Below are 22,251 nucleotides of genomic sequence, written 5' to 3' on the forward strand. Positions count from 1 at the left end.
GGACTGGCTGCATCACTACAATCACCACCGACCACACACCGGCCTCGGCGGCCAAACCCCATCAGATCGCGTTCATAACCTCACGGGGAACTACACCTAGCCCTCGCGCGGTGGTGCTTGCAGGTGTCGGAGCTTGACCGGGTTCCGGACGACGTAGATCGCTTGGAGCAGCCCGTCGGCGACGTCGAACTGGAACGTCGTCGTGATCGCGGCGTGCTCGGCGAAGAGGACGGCGTCGAGTCCGTTGAGCTCCGTGGGGACCGCCACGGAGGTCGATCCGTGCTTCTCGGCGAGCCCGAGGACGAACCGCGCCGTCTTCTCCGCGCCGACCACGGGGCGGAGCGCGGACGTGGCGTTGCCGCCACCGTCGGACACCAGCACGACGTCCGGGGCGAGGGTGCCGAGCAGCGTCTCGACGTCGCCGGTGCTCGCGGCTCGGAGGAACTGGTCGACCACCCGTCGGTGCTCGGCGGCGCTGACCTCGTTCCGTGGAGGGCGGTTCTGCACCCGACCCCGTGCACGGTGCACGAGCTGCCGGGTGGCTGGTTCGCTCCGACGCAACACCGCGGCGATCATCGGGTACGGGAAGTCGAACACCTCCTTCAGCAGGAAGCCGATCCGTTCGTCGTCGCTGAGGCGCTGCAGCATGACGAGGAGCGCGGTCGACACGGCGTCGGCCTGCAGCGCAATCCGTTCCGGGTCGTCGGGAGCGTCGTCCCGGGACGCACCGGTGATGAGGGGCTCCGGGAGCCACGGGCCGATGTAGTCCTCCCGGCGACGCGCACTCGTCCGCAGGAAGTTCCGGGCCTGGTTCGCGGCGATCGTGGCGAGGTACGCACGGCCGTCCGCCACCTCGGCGTCGGCCGACTGCCATCGCAGGTACGTCTCCTGCGTCACGTCCTCGGCGTCGGCCACCGACCCGGTGATGTCGTACGCGATGGTGAAGACGAGTCCGCGATGCTGCTGGAACACATCCGCCCGAGTCAGTTCCACGCGGCTTCCTCCATCGCCATCGGCGCCGTCGAGACCGGGCCGCTGGGCCAAGAATAGGAGCCGCTCCGCCGGACCTCCCCGCGCAGCCACCGGAGTGTCTGACGGCAGATCATCTCCTTCACGACGCCGGCGGCACGACCCGAGAGCGCCACCCGGCGCGGTCGGTCGTCGGACGTGACGCCCTGGACGAGCGCGTCGCGCCGCCCGAGGCTGAGACACTGCGCGACGAAGCCCGACGAGAGCGGGCGCAGCGCCTCGCCGGCGATCCGTCGCAGGACGTTGTCGGCCGCGTGGGCGCCCATCGGGAGGGCCGAAGCACAGCTCATCCGCTGGTAGCCGTACCGCGGGTCGTCGATGACCACCGCGTCGCCCGCTCCGAAGACGCGCCCGTCACCGCCGACGACCGCAAGCGTCGGGCCGACCCGGAGGCGTCCGTCCGGAGCGGTGGGGAGGCCGCTGTCCCCGGCGAGCGCCGGCGCGGCGAACCCCGCGCACCACACCACGAGCTCGGCGTCGAGCTCCGCACGCAGGTCGCTCCCGGCAGGGACGGTCAGTCCCTCGCGCAGCTCGATCCCGAGGCGGACGAGGCGACGTCGGAGCCGGGCCCGGCTCGCGGCAGAGACACTCGGCGCGATCGCGCCCGCGGTGTGGAGCCGCACCGTCAGGGACGGATGCCGTTCCGCGATCTCGCTGACAGCCTCCAGACCGGTCAGGCCACCGCCGACCACCGCGACGGCCGCGCCCGACGGGAGATCCGCCAGAGCGGCGCGGAGCCGCGCTGCGGACTGCAGGTCCGCGAGCGAGTGGACACCGTCACCAGCAGGGATGCGCCCGCTGCTCCCCGCCGCGAGGACGAGGTGGTCGTACGGGAGCAGGCTGCCGTCCGAGAGGGTGAGGAGCCGCTCCCCCGCATCGATCAGGTCGACGCGGGAGACACGCAGCCGCACGGCTGGGTGGAGCACCGACGCGAACGTGACCGTGGCCGTCGCCGACGACCCGGCCGCGAACTCGTGCAGACGGATCCGCTCGACGAATGCCTCCTCCGCCGTCACGAGGGTCGTCACGACCGCGCCGCTGCCACCGCTCCCCGCCACCCGGTTCGCGGCCATGACACCCGCGTACCCTCCACCGATCACCACGACGTGTTCCGACATGTTCGTTCCCCTTCCGAAAACGGTTCCGGGCATGGGACACCGGTCGACGTCGGTCTGTGACCGAGACGGAGAAGGGCGCGAACCGTCCGCGGAGTCCAGGACTGGTTCGCACACGACGGCTGGCGGATGTCCGGCGCGGCGTGGATCTACGGTGCCCTGGCGGTCGCGGCGTTGGCCGGCATCGTCGTCGGGCTCGGCGGTGCCACCGTGCTCACCGGGTTCCGCCGAGCAGTGCGACGGAGCGTGCGCCCCGATGACGACGTGAACCCACCGCCCCGGGGTGTGCGCTGAGACCGACTCCCGCCCGGGCGCACGATCGTCGTCGTTCAGCTCGTCGGGGATGCCAGGTTGATCGCGTTCACGAGGAAGGACAAGCGCAACGCGACCGCTGTCCGGACTGTCGCGGGCAGATCGTCGAAAGTCGTTGCGAGGCCGTCCAGCACGGCGGCTTCGACGCCGATGACGGACGCCAGCGCATCGACGGGGAACCCGAAGGTCTGCGTCAGAACTGCCAACATGCCCTCGACGCGTTCTGCGTCGGGGATCTCCTTGACGGCCGAGAGGTGCGCGACGAGAACGGACACGCGCGCCCCTTCGTCGGGGCTGAGGCCGCCGTCGGCGGGGTCAGCGAATCCGTTGGGGGATGTCTCGACGTACGACCGCAACTTCTCTGGCGTCGTGCCGGTGATCGCTCCGATCGTGTCGTAGGGCACCCCATCGACCTCGACGATGTGCCGGAGCTCGTGCGCAACATCCTGCTTCTCGGTCATGCACTCTGCCTTTCATGAGCGCGCGCAGCGCGCGATGATCGCGTTCAGACCCTGTCTTCGCCAGCTAGCATCGCGCACATGAGCGAGACGACGCGGCGCAGCCTCCTCGAACGACTCGTCGGCAAGCCACTCCCGTGGCTCGCGTGGGTGTGGGTCGCCCTTGCCGCGGTCTGGATCGTCCTTGCCGTCGTCGATCCGTCCGGATTCCACAGGTCCATGGCGATCGTCTGGTCGATCCTCGCCGCCGTCCAGATCGGTTCGATCTCCTACGCCCGTCGACAGGAACTGCAGCGCGCCCAGAACGACGACAGGGAGTCCGCGACCCGCTGAGCGACAAGCCAGCGGTCGCGGAAGCGCCGACTTCCCCAGCACCTTCGGGATGAACGTGGACGCGCTCGGCAACCGGCTCCTCAGGATCCTGTCCTGAGCCGTATCCTGACTGCCTGCTCGCCCCCACTGGGGAGGATCCCGAGCTCGGGCGACCGACGTCGAAGTCGGCGTTGCCCATGGAAGGAACTGCAATGAGCATGGAAGGCGCAGCCTGGAGCTCGCTCTACAAGATCTCGACCGCCAAGGACGGCAAGCACGGCTTCTCCCGTGAGTCGGTGCGGCGGATCATGACGTTCGCCGTGCCCTACCGGGCCAAGCTCGTGCTCTTCATCGCGCTCTCGGTCGTCGGGGCGTTCCTCGCGGTCGCGACGCCGGTGCTCGCCGGTCAGGTGGTCGACGTCATCGCGGCCCGCGGCGCGGTCGGCACGATCGTCTGGCTCGCCGTCGTCATCGCCCTCGTCGCCGTGGCGGATGCTGCCTCGTCGCTGCTGACCCGCTGGTACTCCGCACGGATCGGCGAGGGCGTCATCCTGGACCTCCGCACCGCCGTGTTCAACCACGTGCAGAAGATGCCGATCGCGTTCTTCACCCGCACTCGCACGGGCGCCCTGGTGAGCCGCCTCAACAACGACGTGATCGGCGCGCAGCAGGCCTTCAGCGGCACCCTGTCGGGAGTGGTCACGAACGTCGTGGCGCTGATCCTCACCCTGGTCGTCATGCTCAGCACGTCGTGGCTCGTGACGGTCCTCGCTGTGGTGATGCTCCCGATCTTCCTGATCCCGGCACGCCGCATGGGCACCCGTCTGGCAGCGCTGCGACGCGAGGCCGCCGATCACAACGCCGCGATGAGCACGCAGATGACCGAGCGCTTCTCGGCGCCCGGCGCGACGCTCGTCAAGCTGTTCGGCCGTCCCGACGAAGAGGCCGAGGAGTTCCGGGTCCGCGCCGCTCGTGTTCGCGACATCGGGGTGCGGAGCGCCCTGCTGCAGTTCGTCTTCGTCACTGCCCTCACCCTGGTGTCCGCCCTCGCCCTCGCGCTCGTGTACGGGGTCGGCGGGGCGCTCGCACTCGGCGGGCAGCTGAACACCGGTGACGTGGTCACCCTCGCGCTCCTCCTCACCCGCCTCTACGCGCCGCTGACCAGCCTCGCCAACGCTCGCGTGGAGATCATGAGCGCCGTGGTCAGCTTCGAGCGCGTCTTCGAGGTGCTGGACCTCGAGCCGCTCATCCAGGAGAAGCCCGACGCCGACGCCGTCCCCGACGGACCGGTGTCCGTCGAGTTCGACGACGTCCGCTTCGCCTACCCCGCCGCGGACAAGGTGTCCCTCGCCTCCTTGGAAGAGGTCTCCACCCTCGACACCCGCGGCGGTGACGAGGTGCTGCACGGCGTGTCCTTCCGCATCGAGCCGGGGCAGACCGTCGCCCTCGTCGGCACGTCCGGTGCCGGCAAGTCCACCATCGCGCAGCTCCTCTCGCGCCTGTACGACGTCGACAGCGGTGCCGTCCGCCTCGCCGGGGCCGATGTCCGCGACGTGACCTTCGCCTCCATGCGGCACACCATGGGCATGGTGACGCAGGACGGCCACCTGTTCCACGAGACCATCCGGTCGAACCTGCGCCTCGCAAGGCCCGAGGCGACCGACGACGAGGTGTGGGACGCCGTCCGCCGCGCGAGGCTCGAATCCCTCATCCGGTCCTTGCCGGACCAGTTGGACACGATGGTCGGTGAGCGTGGCTACCGGTTGTCCGGCGGTGAGCGTCAGCGGATGACCATCGCGCGGCTCCTCCTCGCCCAGCCGCGGGTCGTCATCCTCGACGAAGCGACGGCGGCGCTCGACTCGACGTCGGAGGCCGCGGTGCAGGCGGCGCTCAGCGAGGCGCTCGAGGGACGGACGGCGATGGTGATCGCGCACCGTCTCTCCACCATCCGCAGTGCGGACCAGATCCTCGTCGTCGAGGACGGCTCGGTCGTGGAGCGCGGGACACACGAGGAACTGCTGGCCATGGGTGGGCGGTACGAAGAACTGCACCGCACCCAGTTCGCGGTCCAGAAGAACGTCGCGGCGGACGAGGACGCGCTCGCGCCATGAGCCGAGTCAGTGGCGTCGTGGTGGACTGCGAGGACCCCGTAGCGGTTGCACCGTCTCGCGCAGCCGTACTCGACGGGTACAACTTCGAGCTCTGTTGATGATGTCCGCGCTCAACGCGGCGGCAGTCCAGTTGTGCGGGGTCAAGGGAGTAGCGTCCGCCGTATGGCGGACCGATGGATGGATGGAGTGCCCGACGCTCCGGGCGGCCTCGTCGGCGCGTGGATCAACGTCATCGTGTGTGCCGCACTCGTCATCGGCTTGCCCATCATCGTTTTCACGCAGGCTCAGGCCCCGGCGAACGTGCTCTTCGCCATCGCAGCGCTCGCCTTGGTCGGGTTCCTCGAAGCAACCTTCATCCACAAGCTCCGCCAACAGCTCGCTCGCAGGCGGCGTCGCCAGGCCGGAAGAGATGTCGACGGCGCCCAGAGCAATGCGCACTAGCCGTCTCGTGAGGCCTGATTCACGCGACAAGGAGTGACCATGTGGATACCAGGTCTCATCCTCGGCCCAGCAGCGATCGCAGCCGGGATCCTGTTGTTCATTCGGCCGGGTGTCTTTTCTGACTTGCTGCACACGGTCAGTCGTGGCGGTGACGAGGAGGGTCGTCACCAACCGGACCTCCTCAAGGGCCCTGCGATCGGACTGGTGTGGATCGGTATCGCTGTGCTGCTTGTCTCGGTGTTCCTGCGACCGAGCTGAGACCTTCGCAGCAAGCCCCGGACGGGCATGGCGACGGTGCGGTGGCGGAAGATCGTCAGGCGATCTAGCGCTTGAGCACGCACTTCACCGCTCTCCTGGTCTTGCCTTCTGCGAGGCGCCGTTGCTTGCAGGCGAGTGCGACGGTTTCGCGCGCGAAAGGGTCTTGACGGTTTGTTTGGTTACTTTGATTCGGTGAACGACGTGACCGCACCGCGTTCTGCCCATCCCCGTACCGGCCGGGGCGCCACAAGGTGGACGCGACCGTACTGACGAAGACGATCAGAGCGAACGCTGCCGCGAGATGTAAGAGGTCCAGCGGCGGCATTCCCTCGGTGACCTCGCGCGACGCACGACCTTGGTAGTCGACGAACGCGATGGAATCGCACACCGCTCGTGCGAGGTGGAACAAATCACGGTGATCACCGATCTCCGCGTCATGGAAGACGACGATCAGGTCCCCCGAGTCCCGCCTCCGTTCCGGAGGCCCATCTGCCTCCCACAAGCGGAGCGCGCCGGCGTTCTGGATTCGGTTTGTCGCGGCAGTTGTGTTCCTCCGACGCGGTGGACCATCGCGTCAGGGATCAGCGCGAGGAGACGGGCGAGGGTTCCGATACCCCCCACCCTTTCCCTCACCGCGGCACTTGCCCGCTGCCTCCGCTGCGATCTGCTGATCGTCGCCGTGAAGAGAAGCCGTCTGCCTGGATGTCACGCAACCCGGCGGAGGCGCTGGCTCGCCTGTTCGCAGGCACCATCAACGACCTCGAACTGACGGTCGATCTGAGGCTGCACCCGCGCGGAGCGCCAGGCACGGGCGCCGAGGTACACCAGTGGCGCGACAGCCCACAGCACGATGCCGATCGCGCCCGAGATGACTGCGGGCATCCCGGCAGCGTTCTCGACGATGGCGGGCACGTTCACGTCGCTCTGCGTCGCGAAGACGGACAGCCCGAGGAATGCCGCTCCCACGATGCCGATCAAGTACGCGAGTACTGATGCGACCATCGTTCGGGACCGTTCCAGACCGGTGATGGTCTCGAGCGCTCCCTGCGCCTTGCGCTGCAGATCGATGACCTCGTCACGGTTGCGGATGTCGCGGTTGCGCTTGAACTCGATCTCGGTAGTGGCACTACCCGGGCGGGGGCGCTCAGCGGTGCCGCCTTCCCATCCGAAGTTGCGGTACGTGTCGCGGTAGAGGGTCTCCTTGTTCTTCGGAACGCTGACACGGGTGTACTCGTACGGGACGTAGGTGCCGGCGAGGGGAGTTTCGGTGCTCATGGGATGTCCTTCTGCTCGTTGGTCGGCCGACTTGGCCTACATCGATGTTCGCCGTCGTCCTGCGCCCGCTCATCGTCTCTCCGCGGTAACCGCACCTACTGCGATCGCAGTACGTGCGGGCACGGCTCAGGAGAAGAATGGGAGGGTGACTCCACTCGAACGCTCCAACGTGCCCCCGCGTTCGTGGATGCGCGGCGGGCGCACGCTCTACCTCGTCACCGGTGGAGCGATTTCGGCGGCGATCATCGCCGAAGCGATCCGCGTCGGCTCGGAACGTCCCGTACCGCTCGGCGGCGCACTCGCCGTGGTGCTCCTCGCAGTCGGCTCCGTGATGAGCCTGCGCTTTCCGCACATCGGTCTGCTCATCGCATCGTGCGCGGCTCTCACCGCGGGCGTGTTCGGTTGGGAACCGCTGGTGGAGTGGAGTTGCGCCGTGTTCCTTCTCTTCGCGGTGACTCTGCGAAGAGGGCGACCGATTCTGATGGCGGTGTCGACAGCGATCCCGGTGGTCATCGGAACTCTCTCGAGCCGAGAACTGGGAGACCCGATTGCGACCACCATCGGCGTGGTCATCTCGATCGGTGCTGGTGCCGGCATCGCGTTCGGCCTCCGATCGCAAACGCAGTACCGATTTGCGTTGGAGCAGCGCGCCGAGGACGCTGTCGCAACTCGCGAAGTCGAAGCGCAGCGACGCGTCGCGGAAGAGCGGCTCAGAATCGCGCGGGACCTCCACGATGTCGTCGGACATGAAGTCGCCGTGGTCAGCATGAACATCGGCGTCGCCGAAGTCGTGCTTCCTGAGGACGCAACCCAAGCACGAGAGGCGCTGCGCAACGCTCGGACAGGCATCCGCAACGTCCTGAACGAGACACAGCGCATCTTGGAGCTGCTGAGGACCGCGGAAGACCACCCGGGTTCAGCCCCGACTCCCGGATTGACGCTCATCCCGGATCTCATCGAGTCGTACCGACAAATCGGTCTCCGAGTCGACGCTGACCTCCGTGTCGACGTCGACGCCGAGGTGAGCGGTTCCGTCGGAGTGACCCTCTACCGAGTCCTGCAAGAGACCCTCACGAACGCGCACAGGTACGGCCGAGGATCGGCGACGGTGTCGTGCTGGTCCAGCCCGGGACGCGTGCACCTCGAGGTCCGGAACGCGCCACACGACGATCGACGGCAAAGCGGCAGCGGACTGGGACTGATCGGTTTGCGCGAACGAATCTCCCAGGCTGGCGGCACCGTGACGATCGACGGGAACAGCGTCGTGTTCGTGGTCTCAGTCGAACTTCCCACAACGGATGGACTCCCCACATGATCAAGATCGCACTCGTTGACGACCAGGACATGATCCGGTTCGGGCTCCGCGCGATCCTCTCCACCTATGAGAGCTTCGACGTGGCAGTGGAAGCAGGGGACGGCCTCGCGGCCATCCAAGCCATGGAAGCCAGCCCCGTCGACGTCGTGCTGATGGACATCCGCATGCCGGGGATCGACGGTGTCGAGACGACCCGGCGGCTTCGTCAACGGTGGAATGGCGATGAGCTGAAGATCGTCGTGCTCACCACCTTCGAGCACGACGAGACGGTACTGGCCGCGCTTCGCGCCGGAGCGAACGGATACCTCAGCAAGTCCGCCGGACCTCGCGAACTCGTGGCGGCGATCGAGGAAGTCCTCGGTGGTGGTGGCGCGCTGTCCGCCGCGGCCGCAGCAGCACTGATCGGGCGCGTCGCAAATGAACCCGATCACCCCATCGACGAGCAACTCGTCGAGCGGTTCGCCACTCTCACGCCACGAGAACTCGACGTGACGCGCGCGATCGCAGCTGGATCCGATGTCAACACCATCGCGCACACGCTCTTCTTGTCGCCGTACACCGTCAAGACACACGCCAACCGAGCGATGGCCAAAGTCGGCGCGCGCGACCGCGCACAGCTCGTGGCGTTCGCGTTCAGCGCGGGGGTTCGTCCTGTTCGCTGAAGCGCGCTCAGGGCGCCAGTGTCGGTGACGGAATTGAGACGCCCAATGGCGGCCAGAGACATCGAAAGAGACTCACCGCCCGGTGAAGGATCGACTACCGGACGCGCTCACGTGGTTTGACAGGCACCCCGACTTGGGCTGTCGTCTGATCACTTGATCGTGTCAACGAGGTGCCGCGCGGCGTTCTGGGGCCGGGGCGCTACGAGCCGGACGCGACCGTACTGACGACAACCATCAGCGCGGACGTTGCCGCGAGATGAAAGTCGTCCTGCCGGCGCCCACGCAATAAGCTCCCCCTGTGGAATCGATCCCGGACGACGGCGCGAAGCACGTGGTCGGCGCACGGTGGTGGGTTCCCTGGCTTGTGGGCTTCCTGGTGAGCGGGATGGCACTGGTTGCCCTCGGCACGGCGTTCCCGGTCGCGACCCTGGTCATCGCCGGATACGGGTCCACGTTCGGCGCTGCGTGGAAGAGTCGCGGACGGGCAGGCGCCCGGGCGACACGTGGCCACTGGGTCGCCGCGGGGCTCTCCGTCCTCCTGTTCGCCGGACTCGGATTGCTTCTCGGTGCCGCCGGATTCTCGATCGATGACGCCCAACGGGGCAATGCGGTCCCCGGTGCCGTCGTCGGTGGAGTCCTGCTCGCGGTCGGTGGTGGAGTGCTCCTCGCCATGGCCATCGCTGCCCGCCGCCGCCGAACTCGAGCAGCCCGTTCTCCCGACTGACCGCGTGTGAAGGAGGACGGTCAGCAGCCACGCGGGTCGCGGCGGGTGTTCATCAGCCCCCGGCTCACGAGCACTACCGATGCGGACCGCCACCACGAGCCTGGCGTTGCTGTGCGGGAGGTGCTCACAGCAGTGGTCGTCGTCGGATCCAGACGTTCACCCAGACGTGAACGAGTCCAGTCGCAGCAACGCAGACCATCACCCACCCGACGACGCCGTGCTCGGTCGCGACCCAGAAGATCCCGAGGGCGAGGACGACCGCGACCACGAGTACGCCGAACACGAGCATCAGCAGGCTGATCACGGGGCTGGCGTTCTGGGTGAGCTGCGCGTCGCGTACCCAGGCCGGGTTCCGCACACGCCATCCGAAGAGCGCGACTGTACCCACCAAGATCGCGACGCTCGCCACGAGGAGACCTGTTGCAGCCACGACGGGATGGTAGCTCGAACCGGTCATTTCCCGGACGTGGCTGCCAGGGCACCAGCCGACCTCACTCGACCTGCAGCGGAGCGGCTTGAATGGATCCATGCTCGAGATCCACACTCGGTGGTCGCGCTCCAGCGCCCGGTTCTCCCTGCCGCTTGCTCCCGACACCGTGAAGGACCGGCTGGTTGCCGCTGCCGAGGACATCCGGGGCATGCGCGTTCGGTACGTGACAGCGCGACGCGTGGTGCTGATGTCGTCACCGAGCTGGAGGACCTGGGGGGACTTGATCACCGTTGAGCTCGACGCTCAGGAGGACGGCGGCACGAGCATCGAGGTGCGGACCGCCCCGTCGCTGCGACTCTCGTTCTCCGACTGGGGACAGGGCGCGAAGGACATCCGCCTCATCCACGAAGCCCTCACCAGCCACCAGCTACCTCGTTGAGTGCCCGAGCTGCTCGACCGCTGCTCGGCCCCACCCGTTGGGGTCATCGTCCGAAGGGACGAACGCCAGGGAGTACCAGAGCACGAGGACCGGCCACCAGCGAAGCTCCTCGTCCGTGAGGGGCTGGACTGCCTGGTAGCCGTCCAGGAACTGCTGTCGCACGGACGCCGACACGGGCCCCCAGTCCCGGAAGAGCGTGCCGAGCAAGACCGCCGAGCGCGCGATCTCGCCGACTCGATGGTCGAGTCGAAGCTCCTCGAAGTCGAGCACGCCGACGACCTCGCTGCCTGCACGCAAGATGTTCGAAGCACGGTAGTCGCCGTGCACGATCTGCATGGGCGGAAGACCCTCCGGTGCTCGTTCGAGCATGCGCTCCACGACGTCGCGAGCGTGCGGGGACGACGTCGACGGTTCGGAGGCGAGCCAGTCGGAGACCTGCTGACGGAGCGGTGACGGCGGAGCCAGGACCTCGTGGTCCGAGTCGTGCAGCGGGCAAGAACGGAGCGCGTCGTGCAGCCGAGCAAGCGTCGCCCCTGCGGCCGCGACCTGATCGGCGTCGCCGACATCGAGGTGGTCCCCCTCGATGACGCGTTGCAAGCCCATCGACGTGCCGCCGTTCCTCACCTGGACCGCACCCGCGAGGGTCGGCAGCGGTGCGGACACCGGCAACCCCTGCGCTCCGAGCCAGGCTGTCAGTTCCGCGGCGAATGCGAGCCGTTCGAACCGCTCGGGCGCGACCGACCACTTGACCAGGAGAAGTTCGTCGCCGCTGCGCACCCACGCGAGGGCGTTGCCACCGCTCATCACGATGCGCTCCGGGGGCTCGACTCGGACGCCCCAGTGATGCGCCACCGCCGCCGTGACCCAATCGCGCACAATCGGCCCCGCGAAGCCGAACCGGGTCCGCAGCACCTCGTTCGGGTCGTCCTGTTCCCACAACAGCTCGATCTTCATCGATCCCCACGATCGGCTCGACGACCTTGCGGGACTGCAAGGCGAAGCCGTCCTGTCCCGACCATGCGCATGTTCGCGAGGTGCACGAGCGCACGCTACCGCGCACCGCCGTGCGGAAGCAGGTGGATGTCCGCCATCTCCACAGGACGGACGGGAGGCTCGTGGCGGCGCCGCCACGAGCCTCCCGTCCGCAGTTGGTCACCGAGCCGCGCGCCGGACGCGGACCGCAGCCGCCTCGAACGGCGCCAGCGAGGTCCGCACGACGTCGGCAACGAGATCGACGGGAGCCCCGGTGTCGTCGCCGAGGTAGGTCGCGCGGACGGCGGTGTCGAGGTCGACTCCGAACGCGAGCTCGACGTCGACCGGCTGGTCCGCGGACGACTGGAGCCGCACGATCGACGTGTGCTCGTCGTCCCCGGCGACCACGGACACGAGCCGCACGCGGGGATCACTGATCGTGAGGAGCTCCGCCGACGCCTGGTCCGCCGTGCCGGTACCGGATACCGGCACCGCGGCGAGCGGTCGGACGAGGTCGGCAGTCGTCTGCACCGCCACGGACTCAGTCGGCTCGGCTGCGTGGGACCGGACGCCGATCGCGTACTCGAACGTGGCGGTGAACCCCTGCTCGATGGGGAAGTTCGTGTCCCACACGTTGTTGTGCAACCACGAGTAGACGGTCGCCGAGCGGTTCGGCGCGGTGCTCGCGGGGAACGGCGCGTACGGCAACGAGATCGTACCGGGGTGCACGAGCGGCGCGTCCTTGGTCACCCACACCACGGCGTCGTCGCCGTCCTGCACGCTGACCCAGTTCCGGACCGCACGCATGTGCTGCGGGGCGCCGGGGACGTGCGGCAGCCCGTCGCCGGTCACGCCTCCGGAGACCTCGTAGCGGACGACGGGGTCGGTCGCGGCGAACGGGAACGCGAAGAAGGCGCTCTCCTTCGTGCGGGTGACGGGCTTCTCGAGACGGTTCTCGATGCGGAGTCGCGGCTCACCGTGCCGCAGGCGCAGCGTGACCGTCACCGCGTCGACACCGGCTGCTGCGAACCGGTAGACGAGCCGTTCCTCCACGGCGTCCGTGACCCGCTCCACCAGCACGGCGGGCCCGCCGGTCGTGCGGCTGGCGAGGAGTTCGAGGCGATCCGAGCTCCACAGCTTGTTCGAGAGGTGGTTGACCCCCGCCCCGGACGAGCCGTACTCGTCGTAGACGTAGCCGTTGAACCCGGCCGGGGCGTCCTGCTCGACGATCTCCCGCCCGGTCGCCACCTCGACGACGGAGCGGATGGTGGAGGTGCCCGGATCGACGCGCACCCGGAGGTACTCGTTGTCGAGCGAGAACAGCTCCGCGGCGGGCGTCGTCAGTGCATCGTGGACGCGGGGCGGCTCCGCGGCGTCGTCCGCGGGCAGCACGTCGATCCGCACGAACCCGAACGCCGGGACGTCGGTCAGCTGCACCGTCGCCCAGCGGCCCGACTCGCGGTGGAGCGAGTTCGACTGCGGCTCGACGACCAAACGGAGCGGAGCGCCGGTGCGGCCGTCACGGACGCGCACGCCGGCGTCGAGCGGCACGGTCGACTCCTTCACCAGGAAGCGGACCGCTCCGGTGCGGATGACTCCGGACGCGTTCGCCACCACGATCGACACGAGGGCGTCGTCCGGCGCCGCCACGGTGTCCGCGAGGAAGACGAGCGCGTGCTCTTCGAGGTCGCGGCTGCGCTGGTGGCCGGTGAGCGCCTGCGCGACCTTCCACTGCCACTGCCGCTCCCCCGAGTCGTAGCCCTCGTCGCCGTGGGTCCACGAGTTGCTCGCGCCCCAGGTGTGCTCGTTGAACATCGAGATCGCGTCGTACGCGGAGTCCGCATCCGCACGCTCCGTCGGGATCGCCTGGCCCCCGAGCCATGCAGCCGCCTGCGAGAAGGAGCGTGCGTCGCTGACGGTCGCCTGCGCCTCGCGGGTGAGCGCCAGCGGCACGGCGGCCGACCCGACGCCCTCGACCCACCAGTCGCCCCAGTCCCCCTCGACGGTGACGAGCTCGTCGCCGTGCCGTGCCTCCGCCTCGGCGAAGAAGTCCTCGTTCGTCGAGACGCGCAGGGTCGGCGACGTCCACGTGTCGTTCCAGCGCCGGACGACCTCGGAGAGGTGCAGTCGCGCCGGGCCGTTGTCGCCCATGAAGCCCTGGGTGCGCAGGTGCAGCACACCCCAGGGGTATCCCGGTCGTCCCTCTGCCGTTTCGCCGTGTGCGCCGAAGACCCCGGGTGGGAAGGGGTAGCCGCGGGTCGCGAGTGCGGTGAGGTACGCCGGCAGGTACGTCTCGGCCACCTCGTACGACTCGGTCAGGCCCACCATCGGCCCCTCCATGTAGGCGAGGCCGTGCGGGCTGTCCGTCATCCAGACCACGACGGAGTTGCCGGCGGGCGTCCGCCAGCGGAACAGTCGCGGCAGCTCGAGGGCGCCGTTCTGGTGGGGCATCGAACGTCCCGCCCAGTTGTGTGCCACGGCGAGGTACCGGACCCCGACCTCCTGCAGGGCGTCGGGCAGCCCGGCGACCTGCCCGGGCACGTCGGTCTGCATCGCGGTCGTGAAGTCGATGCCGTACTGCTCGCGGATGCGGCGGGCTTCTCGCAGCAGCTCGTGGAGTTCTTCCGTCGAGCAGGTGTCGGTGTGCAGGTTGTACGGCATGGCGCTGAGGCCGATCGAGCCCTGCTGCACGAGCCGCACGAACTCGGCGACCTTCGCCGCGGGGCGGTGTCGCTCCCAGTCGGCGAACGCCCACAGTGCCTCGACGTTCCACCGGAAGCGCGCGGCGTCCGGCCATTCGCTCGTCGCCGCGGCAAGCTCGACCGCCGAGTCGAGGTACGACCGCTGCGCGGAGATCACGGTGGTCTGCGGGTCTGTGTACCCGAAGTCGAAGTGGGAGTGGTGCACGACGTGCACGGACCAGTCCCGCTGCGGCTGCAGCAGGAAGGAGATCGTCTCGTCGCCGAGGTCCGGCAGCGCCAGGGACACCTCGGTCGGTTCGTCGACGGCGCGGACGAGGAGCCGGACGGACGTGTCGTCGGGGGCCGGCGCATCGCCGACGACCAGGTCGCCGCCGGGTCCGGTGAGCGTCGCGGTGGCCGGGTCGGGTCGCTGCCCGTCGACGAGCAGTCGCACGGCCTGCACGACGACGCCGTCCCGCTCGGTCTTGAGCGGTTCGGGGAGGACCCGGACGCGGGTGCCACCGATGGTCGCGGCCACGACGGTGGCCCGGTCGAGCAGGCCGGCACGGGCCTCCAGGTGGGACCAGGGTTGTGCGGAGACGAGGGCGGGTTCGGTCATCGAGACGGACTTCCTTCGGGGTCGGGACGAGGTGCGGGGAGACGGGGATGTCGGTCAGGCGGTCGGGTTGAGCCCACGCGCGAAGAACCGCTGGAACGCGAAGAACACGATGATCGTCGGCAGGGACGCGACGAGCGCCCCGGCGAGCGCCACCGGCGGCCCGTACGTCGAGTAGTTGCCGGTCAGGTCGGCAAGGGTCGCCATCACCGGCCGGATGTTCGGGCTCGTCGACAGCGTCAGGCCGAACAGCAGGTCGTTCCAGATCCAGGTGAACTGGAAGACGAACGCGGCGAGGAGGGCGCTCGTCGACAGCGGCAGGTGGACCTGGAAGAACATCCGGACCCATCCCGCCCCGTCGAGCGACGCTGCTTCGCGGACCTCGTTCGGCAGCCCGGTCATGTGGCCGCGCACCACGAAGAACGCGAAGGGGATCGTCAGCGCGACGTAGACGAGGAGCATCCCGTACTGGGTGTCGAACAGCGACGCGGCGGCGTACCCGGTGAACAGCGGCGACAGGAACGCCTGCAGCGGGAGGATCGTGCCGATGTAGATCACCCAGAACCAGAACGTCGGGCGCTTCACCGGCATGATCGTCACCGCGAACGATGCCAGGGCCGCGATGAACACCGCGGCACCGGCTCCGACGACGGAGTACAGCAGGCTGTTCAGCATCCCCTGCCCGACGTTCGCGTTCTGGAAGGCGGTGGCGATGTTGTCGAACAGCGACCACGAGGTCGGCCACCACGACGGCGTGCCCGAGTAGTCGGCGCTCTTCGTGAACGCGTTCACCACGAGCAGGTAGGACGGGATCAGCCAGATCAGCGACACGACGGTCAGCACGACGGCCAGGATGCGGCGAGAGGTCTTCGTCATCGAACGGCTCCAGCTAGTCGGTGGGTCGGAGTTGCCGGCGGAGGTACGCCCACGAGGCCACGACGACCACGAGCGTCAGGAACACGGCGACGGCAGCACCCGATCCGTACCGGGAGAGGGTGAACGTCTCGCGGTACATCGTCAGCGCCAGCGTCTCGGACGCCGTGCCGGGGCCGCCGTTCGTGAGCAGCAGCACCTGGTCGAAGACCTTCAGGCTGCCGACGATCGAGATCCCGACCACGACCACCGTCATGGGGCGGAGCTGCGGGAACGTCACGGACCAGAACAGCCGCCACCCGGAGGCGCCGTCGATCTGCGCGGCTTCGAGCGTGTTCGGCGGGATCGACTGGAGGCCGACGAGGAACAGGATCACGCAGGCGCCGGTGGCCTGCCAGGTCGTCGCGATGATCATCATCACCGTGTTCAGCGGCCACTGGAGCAGCCACTGCGAGACGAGCCCGTCGAGGCCGACCATCCGCAGGAGCGTGTCCAGGCCGCCGTCCGTGGAGAGCATGAACGTCCAGACCACGGCGGTCGCCGAGCCGGAGATCGCGTAGGGCAGGACGATCGCGAACCGGGCGAGCCCCCCGAGCTTGAGCTTCCACGTGCCGACCGCGATCGCGAGGCCGATCCCCACCGGCAGCAACAGCGTGCCGACCACCCAGAGGAACGTGTTCAGCACGGACTGCCCGAACGCGGGGTCGGCGAACATCGCGCGGTAGTTCTCGATCCCGACCCAGCTCCGGGTGAACCCGTTGTCGTTGAAGAAGCTGCGGTAGATCGTGAACAGGAACGGGACGACGAGCAGCGCGACGACCAGCAGCACGGACGGGGCGAGGAAGGCGCCGCCGGTGAGGCGGGCCCTGAGCGGTGCCCGTCTCGTCGACGCGGGCCGACGTCGGTCGGTGGGCCGTGCCTCCTGGTCGAGCACCGTGTCGGGGACGGGAGGTTGTGTGAGCGTCATGCGGCGTTCCAGGTCTTCCACTCGGTCACTGCTCGGTTCTGCATGGAGCGCAGGGTGGCGGTGCCGTTCGACTTCGAGGGGTTCACCATGAAGGACCCGAGGTCCTGCACGTTGCCCTCGATGAGCGGCGTGGGCGAGGCTTCCCAGTAGCGGGTGAGCTCGACGGGGCGGGTGTCGGCGATGTCCTTCGCCAGGACCTTCACGAGGTTCGACTTCGGCAGCGCGTGCGGGTTCGGACTCGTGTCGCCGAGGAACCCGACCCAGGCCGTCTGCACGTCGGTCGCGAGCCAGTTCTGTGCGACCTCGACCGCGGCACGGTGGCGGTGCGCCTTCACCGGGACCGAGAGCGACCCGCTCTCGACGACGATCGCCGGCGCCGCGGACCCCTGCGGCGGGACCCGGAAGAACCCGATGTCCGCGTCGCTCAGCCCGGCGGCGAGGAGGGTGTTCGCGAACCACGTGCCGTAGAGCATCATGCCGAACTGCCCCTTCTTGACTAGGCCCGGCAGGTCGTTCGAGGTGACGTCCGGCGCGGAGAAGAACCCGTCGGCGTACATCGACGACCAGAGGTCCATCGCCCGCTGCGCCGGGGCCTCCGTGTAGCTGGCCTTGTCCGTCGTGACGGCCTTGTAGTAGTCCGGGTCGATCGAGGCGAGCAGCTGCATGAACCAGATCTCGGCTTCCCAGGTGGTGGCGCCGGGCGAGAGGAACGGGGTGATGCCGGCGTCCTTGAGCCGCTGCGCAGCGTCGAGCATCTCGTCGAAGGTCGTCGGCACGTCGATGCCGTGCTCGGCGAACGCCTTCTTGCTGTAGAACACGGCGTAGTAGCTCTTGTAGAGCGGGACGCCGTAGGCCTTGCCGCGGTAGCTGAACGACTCGCGCTGCGCCGGGTCCACCCAGCCGCGGTCGACGGCGGCGTCCCACACGGGGTTGAGATCGGTCAGGATGTCGGCACGGGCGATGTCCTGCAGGCGGTACCCGTTCGTCCACTTGATGAGGTCGGTCGTGCTGTCGGTCTGGGCCGTCATCCGGATGACCTGCGTGTAGTTGTTCACGCTGGCGATCGACCGCGACGTGATGCGGTAGCCGATGCGCTTCGCCAGGACGGCGGACGCGGCGGCGTAGCCGGGGCCCCAGGTGGGGTTGTCGCTGTTCAGGGTCACTGTGCCGGGCGCGGACGGCTGGGTGTCGGAGCCCCTGGCGCAGGCGGCCAGGGTCATGGCGAGCAGGCCGCCACCGCCCAGCGCGAGCGCGGTGCGTCGGGTCACGGCTGGCCCTCGGGAGAACGGGTTCGGCATCGGGCGTTCCATTCGACGGTGAATTGATAACGTTACCAACGGGAGCATACACGGCGCCGGACCAGCCGCAAGAGGGATGTCCGGTATACAGGGACACATGCACGCAGCCGCTGGGTCCGGACCGGCACGGAAGCCGGCGATGACCGTGAAGGACATCGCCCGGGTCGCCGAGGTCAGCCCGATGACGGTCTCCCGGGTGCTCTCCGGGGGCAAGAACGTGCGCCCCGAACTCCGGGAACACGTCGAACGCGTCATCGCGGAAGTCGGCTACCACCGCAACGAGAACGCCCGGAGCCTCCGCCCCGGGCAGCGCTCCGGTCTCGTCGGCGTGATGATCACGAACATCGGCAACCCCTACTACGCCGGCGTCGTGCAGGGCATCGAGCAGGTCGTCGCCGCCACCGGACGGCGCATCCTCGTCGGCACCACGAACGAGGATGCGGGCCTCGAGCGGCAACTCCTCTCCGACTTCCTCGGCCGGCAGGTCGAAGGGCTCATCGTGGTGCCGGTCGGACAGGACGTCGAGCGGTTCGCCACCGACCGCCTCAACGACGTGCCGCTCGTCCTCGCCTCGCGCACCGTCGAGGACGTCGCGGCCGACGCGGTCCTGATCGACGACGTGCACGGCGCCCGTGACGCCACCGCGCTCATGCTCGACGACGGGCACCGTCGGATCGCGTTCCTCGGCAACAAGGTCACCGTGTCCACCGGCCAGCGCCGCCTCGCTGGGTTCCGGAGCGCCTTCGCCGCACACGGGGCCACGCCGGACGAGGACCTCGTGGTCCTGGAACTGCAGGACACCGACACCGCCGAGCGCGCGATGCACCGCCTCCTCGCCCTGCCCGAGCCGCCGACCGCCGTGTTCGCCGCGAACAACCGGATCAGCGTCGGCGCGATCCGCGCGATCGCGAAGGCCGTCGACGACGGGACCGTCACCTCGCCGCCGAGCCTGTTCGCGTTCGACTCGTTCGACTTCGCGGACATGGCGCCGATCCCGCTGTCCGTCATCGACCACGACCCGGCGGAGCTCGGCCGCGTCGCGGCGCGGATGCTGCTGTCACGGCTCGACGGTTCCGCCGACGGCGAGCCGCCGCGGTTGGTCGAGCTGCCGGTGCGCATCGTCCACCACTGAGCGCGCGTTCGTCCGGAGCCCGGCCTCGTTCCGTTCGATCTGGAGGCCCGGCTTGCGTCCCAGGACGGCTTCCGGGGTAGTGTTGGTAACGTTATCAGTGCGAAAGGGGCACCATGTCCACCTTCCTGCCCACCGGAGTGACCGTCGGTCAGTACGACAAGGCACCCGCCATCGACCTCCCGCCGGGACACGACGTCTGGACCGGCAAGGACACCTGGGAGCAACTCGCCGCGCGCCTCTCCGGCCGGCACGTCATGGCCGTGGACACGTACCCGGGGAGCGATCTGGACGGCCTCCGCCGAGAGCTCGCAGCAGTCGCCCCGGACGCGGTCCTCATCGACGTCGAAGCCGCAGCAGCCCTGCCGAACGCCGTCATCGAGGAGCGCATCGCCGCGAACCTCACCGACGACCGCGTCTTCGGCGTCCTCGGACACCAGGTGCTCACCGACTTCTACGACGAGGCCCGCCTCGCCGACCTCGCCGAGCGGATCAGCGCCGCCGACGGCCCCGTCGTCGTCTTCGGCTGGGGCGCCACGCTCGTGCCGACGGCGTTCGACACGGTGGTGCTCGCCGACCTGGCACGGTGGGAGATCCAGCGCCGTCAGCGAGCCGGCGCGCCGAACTGGCGGGCCGACAACGCCGACGAGGACCAGCTACGCAAGGTCAAGCGCGGCTACTTCGTCGAGTGGCGCGCCGCCGACCGGCACAAGCGCACCCTGTTCGACCGGATCGACCTGGTCCTCGACGCCAACGGCTCGATGGCGGACGCGAAGCTCATCACGGGCGACACGTTCCTCGCCGGCCTCGAGCTCGCCAGCCACCGTCCGTTCCGCGTGGTCCCCTTCTTCGACCCCGGCGTGTGGGGCGGGCAGTGGATGAAGGAGGTCCTCGAAGTCGGGGACGCCGACAACTACGCCTGGTGCTTCGACTGCGTCCCCGAGGAGAACAGCCTCCTGTTCCGCATCGGCGACACGGTCGTCGAGCTGCCCGCGCTCGACCTGGTCTTCCGGCAGCCGCGCGAGCTGCTCGGGGCGAAGACGTACGCGCGGTTCGGCGCCGAGTTCCCCATCCGCTTCGACTTCCTCGACACGATGGCCGGCGGCAACCTCTCCCTGCAGGTACACCCGCTGACCGACTACATGCAGAACGTCTTCGGCATGCCCTACACGCAGGACGAGAGCTACTACATGCTCGATGCGACAGAGGACGCCGTCGTGTACCTGGGGGTCCGGGACGACGCCGACCCCGCGGCGATGCAGGCCGCGCTGCGGACCGCGTCCTCCGGAGAGGAACCCTTCCCGGCCGACCGCTTCGTCAACACCTTCCCCGCGAAGAAGCACGACCACTTCCTCATCCCCGCGGGCACCGTGCACTGCTCGGGGGCGGACTCGATGGTCCTCGAGATCTCCGCGACGCCGTACATCTTCACCTTCAAGATGTGGGACTGGGGCCGGGTCGGTCTCGACGGAGTCCCGCGTCCGGTGCACCTCGACCACGCCTTCGCGAACATCCAGTGGGACCGCCGCACCGACTTCACCCGGGACGAACTCGTCAACCAGGTGACCGAGGTCGCACGCGGCGACGGCTGGGTCGAGGAACACACCGGGCTCCACGAGCTCGAGTTCATCGAGGTCCGGCGGCACTGGTTCGATGACGTCGTCCCGCACGACACCGACGGCACCGTGAACGTCCTCAACCTCGTCGAGGGGGCGGAGGCCGTCGTCGAGAGTCCCGACGGTGCGTTCGAGCCGTTCGTCGTGCACTACGCCGAGACGTTCATCGTGCCCGCGAGCGTCGGGCGCTACACGATCCGTCCCTGCGGACGCGGTGTGGGGCAGCGCCTCGGCACGGTGAAGGCGTCGGTCCGCGGGACCGGGCTCAGCGACTGAGCGGGCGGGTGCCGCTCGCCCACGCCATCGCGGCACCGACGAGCGGCGCCCGGGAGCCGAGCGCGGCCCGGACCACTCCGGTCGGCGGGTGCGTCGGCGCGTGCGTCGGCGCGTGCGTCGGCGCGTGCGTCGCGCCGTGCGCGTCCAGCGTCAGCCCCGCGCGGAGCGGTGCCTCGATGACGTCCCACGACCGCGCGATCGAACCGCCGACGACGACTCGATCCGCCGCGAACCGCTCCGCCCACGGCCGCAGCGCCACACCCAGCGCGCGCATCGCCGACGAGACGACCTCGCGCGCTCCCCGGTCGCCGGCCCGCGCAGCGGCGCAGATCTCCTCGACGGTCCGCTCCCGACCGGATCCCACGCGATCGGCGCGACGGATCGCCGGCGAGGAGATCGTCTCCTCCAGTGGGCGACCGTCGATCGTGAGCCGGTGCACCTCCCCCGCCTCCGGCACGGTCGGCCCGGTCCGGACCTCTTCCCCGCCGACGAGGAACGCCGAACCGACCCCGGTCCCGAGCGTGACGCAGATCATCCGGTGCGCACCCGCCCCGGCGCCCGACGCCCACTCGCCGATGCCGTACGCGACGGCGTCGTTGACGAACCGCACCGCTCCCGGAGCGACGCCCAACCGTTCGGCGAGGGCGGCCCGGAGGTCGATCCCTGCGAGCGACTGGAACTTGTCGACCCCGGCGAACGTACCGGTTCCCGCCGCGGCGTCGAACGGCCCGGGCATCGCGATCGACCAGCCCGCGAGCGTCTCGTGCTCGGCCAGTACCCGCCCGGGAGCGGCGAGCTGCTCGAGGAGCGCATCGCGCTCCGCGTGCGGATCGACCGGCGCCCCCCGCTCGACCAGGACGTCGCCCACCGACGCCGGGTCGATGAGCGCTGCCGTGACGTGGCCCCCGCCGACGTCCATGACGCCGACAGGGGCCCTGCTGC

22 protein-coding genes are annotated in these 22,251 nt (G+C 69.1%); 11 read left to right on the forward strand and 11 right to left on the reverse strand.

Annotated elements, in window-relative coordinates; all coding sequences use genetic code 11:
• Positions 1 to 100: integrase core domain-containing protein (locus tag EDF24_RS17680; RefSeq protein ID WP_132050129.1), on the forward strand; the 100-nt coding region annotated here is incomplete at its 5' end.
• Here the strand turns inward: EDF24_RS17680 and sigJ are convergent.
• The gene (sigJ, locus tag EDF24_RS17685; RefSeq protein WP_221181397.1) at positions 97 to 993 is read right to left on the reverse strand and encodes an RNA polymerase sigma factor SigJ; all 897 of its coding nucleotides are present in this window, start codon (positions 991 to 993) and stop codon (positions 97 to 99) included. The genes EDF24_RS17680 and sigJ overlap by 4 nt on opposite strands.
• Complete coding sequence (locus EDF24_RS17690) at positions 984 to 2,147, reverse strand: NAD(P)/FAD-dependent oxidoreductase (protein WP_185021719.1); 1,164 nt, start codon at positions 2,145 to 2,147, stop codon at positions 984 to 986. The genes sigJ and EDF24_RS17690 overlap by 10 nt, the downstream gene beginning before the upstream one ends.
• A 126-nt stretch (positions 2,148 to 2,273) precedes the next feature.
• Here EDF24_RS17690 and EDF24_RS19315 point away from each other — a divergent pair, with 126 nt between their 5' ends.
• Entirely contained in the window at positions 2,274 to 2,438 is a 165-nt protein-coding gene (locus EDF24_RS19315; RefSeq protein ID WP_185021720.1) for a hypothetical protein, read from the forward strand.
• A gap of 35 nt (positions 2,439 to 2,473) precedes the next feature.
• On the opposite strand, the gene EDF24_RS17695 is transcribed toward EDF24_RS19315, so the two are convergent.
• On the reverse strand, positions 2,474 to 2,917 hold the full coding sequence (locus EDF24_RS17695; protein WP_123704644.1) for an HTH domain-containing protein: 444 nt from the start codon (positions 2,915 to 2,917) through the stop codon (positions 2,474 to 2,476).
• Between the two features lie 78 nt (positions 2,918 to 2,995).
• On the opposite strand from EDF24_RS17695, the gene EDF24_RS17700 reads away from it, so the two are divergent.
• The 3 genes from EDF24_RS17700 (at position 2,996) to EDF24_RS17710 (ending at position 5,778) form a co-directional block, all read left to right on the forward strand.
• Complete coding sequence (locus EDF24_RS17700) at positions 2,996 to 3,247, forward strand: hypothetical protein (protein WP_123704646.1); 252 nt, start codon at positions 2,996 to 2,998, stop codon at positions 3,245 to 3,247.
• 191 nt (positions 3,248 to 3,438) lie between these two features.
• Positions 3,439 to 5,337 (forward strand): ABC transporter ATP-binding protein, encoded by a 1,899-nt coding sequence (locus EDF24_RS17705; protein WP_123704648.1) that lies wholly within the window; start codon positions 3,439 to 3,441, stop codon positions 5,335 to 5,337.
• A gap of 162 nt (positions 5,338 to 5,499) precedes the next feature.
• The gene (locus EDF24_RS17710) at positions 5,500 to 5,778 is read left to right on the forward strand and encodes a hypothetical protein (RefSeq protein WP_132049695.1); all 279 of its coding nucleotides are present in this window, start codon (positions 5,500 to 5,502) and stop codon (positions 5,776 to 5,778) included.
• A gap of 963 nt (positions 5,779 to 6,741) precedes the next feature.
• Here the strand turns inward: EDF24_RS17710 and EDF24_RS17720 are convergent.
• Entirely contained in the window at positions 6,742 to 7,311 is a 570-nt protein-coding gene (locus EDF24_RS17720; protein WP_123704654.1) for a hypothetical protein, read from the reverse strand.
• A gap of 145 nt (positions 7,312 to 7,456) precedes the next feature.
• On the opposite strand from EDF24_RS17720, the gene EDF24_RS17725 reads away from it, so the two are divergent.
• The 3 genes from EDF24_RS17725 (at position 7,457) to EDF24_RS17735 (ending at position 10,012) form a co-directional block, all read left to right on the forward strand.
• The gene (locus tag EDF24_RS17725; RefSeq protein WP_185017114.1) at positions 7,457 to 8,626 is read left to right on the forward strand and encodes a sensor histidine kinase; all 1,170 of its coding nucleotides are present in this window, start codon (positions 7,457 to 7,459) and stop codon (positions 8,624 to 8,626) included.
• A complete protein-coding gene (locus tag EDF24_RS17730; protein ID WP_123653698.1) occupies positions 8,623 to 9,288 on the forward strand; it encodes a response regulator transcription factor in 666 nt (221 codons plus the stop codon). Before EDF24_RS17725 ends, EDF24_RS17730 begins: the two co-directional genes overlap by 4 nt.
• Positions 9,289 to 9,586: 298 nt before the next feature.
• The gene (locus tag EDF24_RS17735; protein WP_123704656.1) at positions 9,587 to 10,012 is read left to right on the forward strand and encodes a hypothetical protein; all 426 of its coding nucleotides are present in this window, start codon (positions 9,587 to 9,589) and stop codon (positions 10,010 to 10,012) included.
• Positions 10,013 to 10,136: 124 nt separating this feature from the next.
• Here EDF24_RS17735 and EDF24_RS17740 read toward each other — a convergent pair whose 3' ends face one another.
• The gene (locus EDF24_RS17740; RefSeq protein WP_123653700.1) at positions 10,137 to 10,442 is read right to left on the reverse strand and encodes a hypothetical protein; all 306 of its coding nucleotides are present in this window, start codon (positions 10,440 to 10,442) and stop codon (positions 10,137 to 10,139) included.
• A gap of 97 nt (positions 10,443 to 10,539) precedes the next feature.
• Here EDF24_RS17740 and EDF24_RS17745 point away from each other — a divergent pair, with 97 nt between their 5' ends.
• The gene (locus EDF24_RS17745; RefSeq protein WP_123704660.1) at positions 10,540 to 10,881 is read left to right on the forward strand and encodes a hypothetical protein; all 342 of its coding nucleotides are present in this window, start codon (positions 10,540 to 10,542) and stop codon (positions 10,879 to 10,881) included.
• Here the strand turns inward: EDF24_RS17745 and EDF24_RS17750 are convergent.
• The 5 genes from EDF24_RS17750 to EDF24_RS17770 all read right to left on the reverse strand — a co-directional run bounded on the left by EDF24_RS17750 (position 10,870) and on the right by EDF24_RS17770 (position 18,258).
• Positions 10,870 to 11,835, reverse strand: coding sequence for a phosphotransferase (locus EDF24_RS17750; RefSeq protein WP_123704662.1), 966 nt, complete (start codon positions 11,833 to 11,835; stop codon positions 10,870 to 10,872). The two genes, EDF24_RS17745 and EDF24_RS17750, sit on opposite strands and share 12 nt — an antisense overlap.
• Before the next feature lie 198 nt (positions 11,836 to 12,033).
• Positions 12,034 to 15,153: a glycoside hydrolase family 38 C-terminal domain-containing protein gene (locus EDF24_RS17755; protein ID WP_123704664.1), complete on the reverse strand. Its 3,120-nt coding sequence runs from the start codon at positions 15,151 to 15,153 to the stop codon at positions 12,034 to 12,036.
• Positions 15,154 to 15,207: 54 nt separating this feature from the next.
• A complete protein-coding gene (locus EDF24_RS17760; RefSeq protein WP_123704666.1) occupies positions 15,208 to 16,026 on the reverse strand; it encodes a carbohydrate ABC transporter permease in 819 nt (272 codons plus the stop codon).
• A 13-nt stretch (positions 16,027 to 16,039) separates the two neighbouring features.
• A complete protein-coding gene (locus tag EDF24_RS17765) occupies positions 16,040 to 16,990 on the reverse strand; it encodes a carbohydrate ABC transporter permease (RefSeq protein WP_123704668.1) in 951 nt (316 codons plus the stop codon).
• On the reverse strand, positions 16,987 to 18,258 hold the full coding sequence (locus EDF24_RS17770) for an ABC transporter substrate-binding protein (protein WP_148070927.1): 1,272 nt from the start codon (positions 18,256 to 18,258) through the stop codon (positions 16,987 to 16,989). The genes EDF24_RS17765 and EDF24_RS17770 overlap by 4 nt, the downstream gene beginning before the upstream one ends.
• 127 nt (positions 18,259 to 18,385) lie before the next feature.
• On the opposite strand from EDF24_RS17770, the gene EDF24_RS17775 reads away from it, so the two are divergent.
• Both EDF24_RS17775 and EDF24_RS17780 read left to right on the forward strand, forming a co-directional pair.
• Positions 18,386 to 19,420 carry a LacI family DNA-binding transcriptional regulator gene (locus tag EDF24_RS17775; RefSeq protein ID WP_123704672.1) on the forward strand — a complete coding sequence of 345 codons (1,035 nt, stop codon included), beginning with the start codon at positions 18,386 to 18,388 and terminating at the stop codon, positions 19,418 to 19,420.
• A 113-nt stretch (positions 19,421 to 19,533) separates the two neighbouring features.
• Positions 19,534 to 21,309: a class I mannose-6-phosphate isomerase gene (locus tag EDF24_RS17780; protein ID WP_123704674.1), complete on the forward strand. Its 1,776-nt coding sequence runs from the start codon at positions 19,534 to 19,536 to the stop codon at positions 21,307 to 21,309.
• Here the strand turns inward: EDF24_RS17780 and EDF24_RS17785 are convergent.
• The gene (locus tag EDF24_RS17785) at positions 21,299 to 22,228 is read right to left on the reverse strand and encodes an ROK family protein (protein ID WP_123704676.1); all 930 of its coding nucleotides are present in this window, start codon (positions 22,226 to 22,228) and stop codon (positions 21,299 to 21,301) included. The genes EDF24_RS17780 and EDF24_RS17785 overlap by 11 nt on opposite strands.
• Between the last annotated feature and the right edge of the window lie 23 nt (positions 22,229 to 22,251).

The sequence above is a fragment of the Curtobacterium sp. PhB130 genome, from assembly GCF_003755165.1.
Taxonomy (GTDB): domain Bacteria; phylum Actinomycetota; class Actinomycetes; order Actinomycetales; family Microbacteriaceae; genus Curtobacterium.

Bases quoted from the DNA above. Each gene is read 5' to 3' on its own strand.
- EDF24_RS17750 (WP_123704662.1), bottom strand. From the start codon at position 11,835: ATGAAGATCGAGCTGTTGTGGGAACAGGACGACCCGAACGAGGTGCTG.
- EDF24_RS19315 (WP_185021720.1), top strand. From the start codon at position 2,274: ATGTCCGGCGCGGCGTGGATCTACGGTGCCCTGGCGGTCGCGGCGTTG.
- EDF24_RS17745 (WP_123704660.1), top strand. From the start codon at position 10,540: ATGCTCGAGATCCACACTCGGTGGTCGCGCTCCAGCGCCCGGTTCTCC.
- EDF24_RS17780 (WP_123704674.1), top strand. From the start codon at position 19,534: ATGTCCACCTTCCTGCCCACCGGAGTGACCGTCGGTCAGTACGACAAG.
- EDF24_RS17765 (WP_123704668.1), bottom strand. From the start codon at position 16,990: ATGACGCTCACACAACCTCCCGTCCCCGACACGGTGCTCGACCAGGAG.
- EDF24_RS17760 (WP_123704666.1), bottom strand. From the start codon at position 16,026: ATGACGAAGACCTCTCGCCGCATCCTGGCCGTCGTGCTGACCGTCGTG.
- EDF24_RS17775 (WP_123704672.1), top strand. From the start codon at position 18,386: ATGCACGCAGCCGCTGGGTCCGGACCGGCACGGAAGCCGGCGATGACC.
- EDF24_RS17700 (WP_123704646.1), top strand. From the start codon at position 2,996: ATGAGCGAGACGACGCGGCGCAGCCTCCTCGAACGACTCGTCGGCAAG.
- EDF24_RS17705 (WP_123704648.1), top strand. From the start codon at position 3,439: ATGAGCATGGAAGGCGCAGCCTGGAGCTCGCTCTACAAGATCTCGACC.
- EDF24_RS17730 (WP_123653698.1), top strand. From the start codon at position 8,623: ATGATCAAGATCGCACTCGTTGACGACCAGGACATGATCCGGTTCGGG.
- EDF24_RS17690 (WP_185021719.1), bottom strand. From the start codon at position 2,147: ATGTCGGAACACGTCGTGGTGATCGGTGGAGGGTACGCGGGTGTCATG.
- EDF24_RS17720 (WP_123704654.1), bottom strand. From the start codon at position 7,311: ATGAGCACCGAAACTCCCCTCGCCGGCACCTACGTCCCGTACGAGTAC.
- EDF24_RS17755 (WP_123704664.1), bottom strand. From the start codon at position 15,153: ATGACCGAACCCGCCCTCGTCTCCGCACAACCCTGGTCCCACCTGGAG.
- EDF24_RS17785 (WP_123704676.1), bottom strand. From the start codon at position 22,228: ATGGACGTCGGCGGGGGCCACGTCACGGCAGCGCTCATCGACCCGGCG.
- EDF24_RS17695 (WP_123704644.1), bottom strand. From the start codon at position 2,917: ATGACCGAGAAGCAGGATGTTGCGCACGAGCTCCGGCACATCGTCGAG.
- EDF24_RS17710 (WP_132049695.1), top strand. From the start codon at position 5,500: ATGGCGGACCGATGGATGGATGGAGTGCCCGACGCTCCGGGCGGCCTC.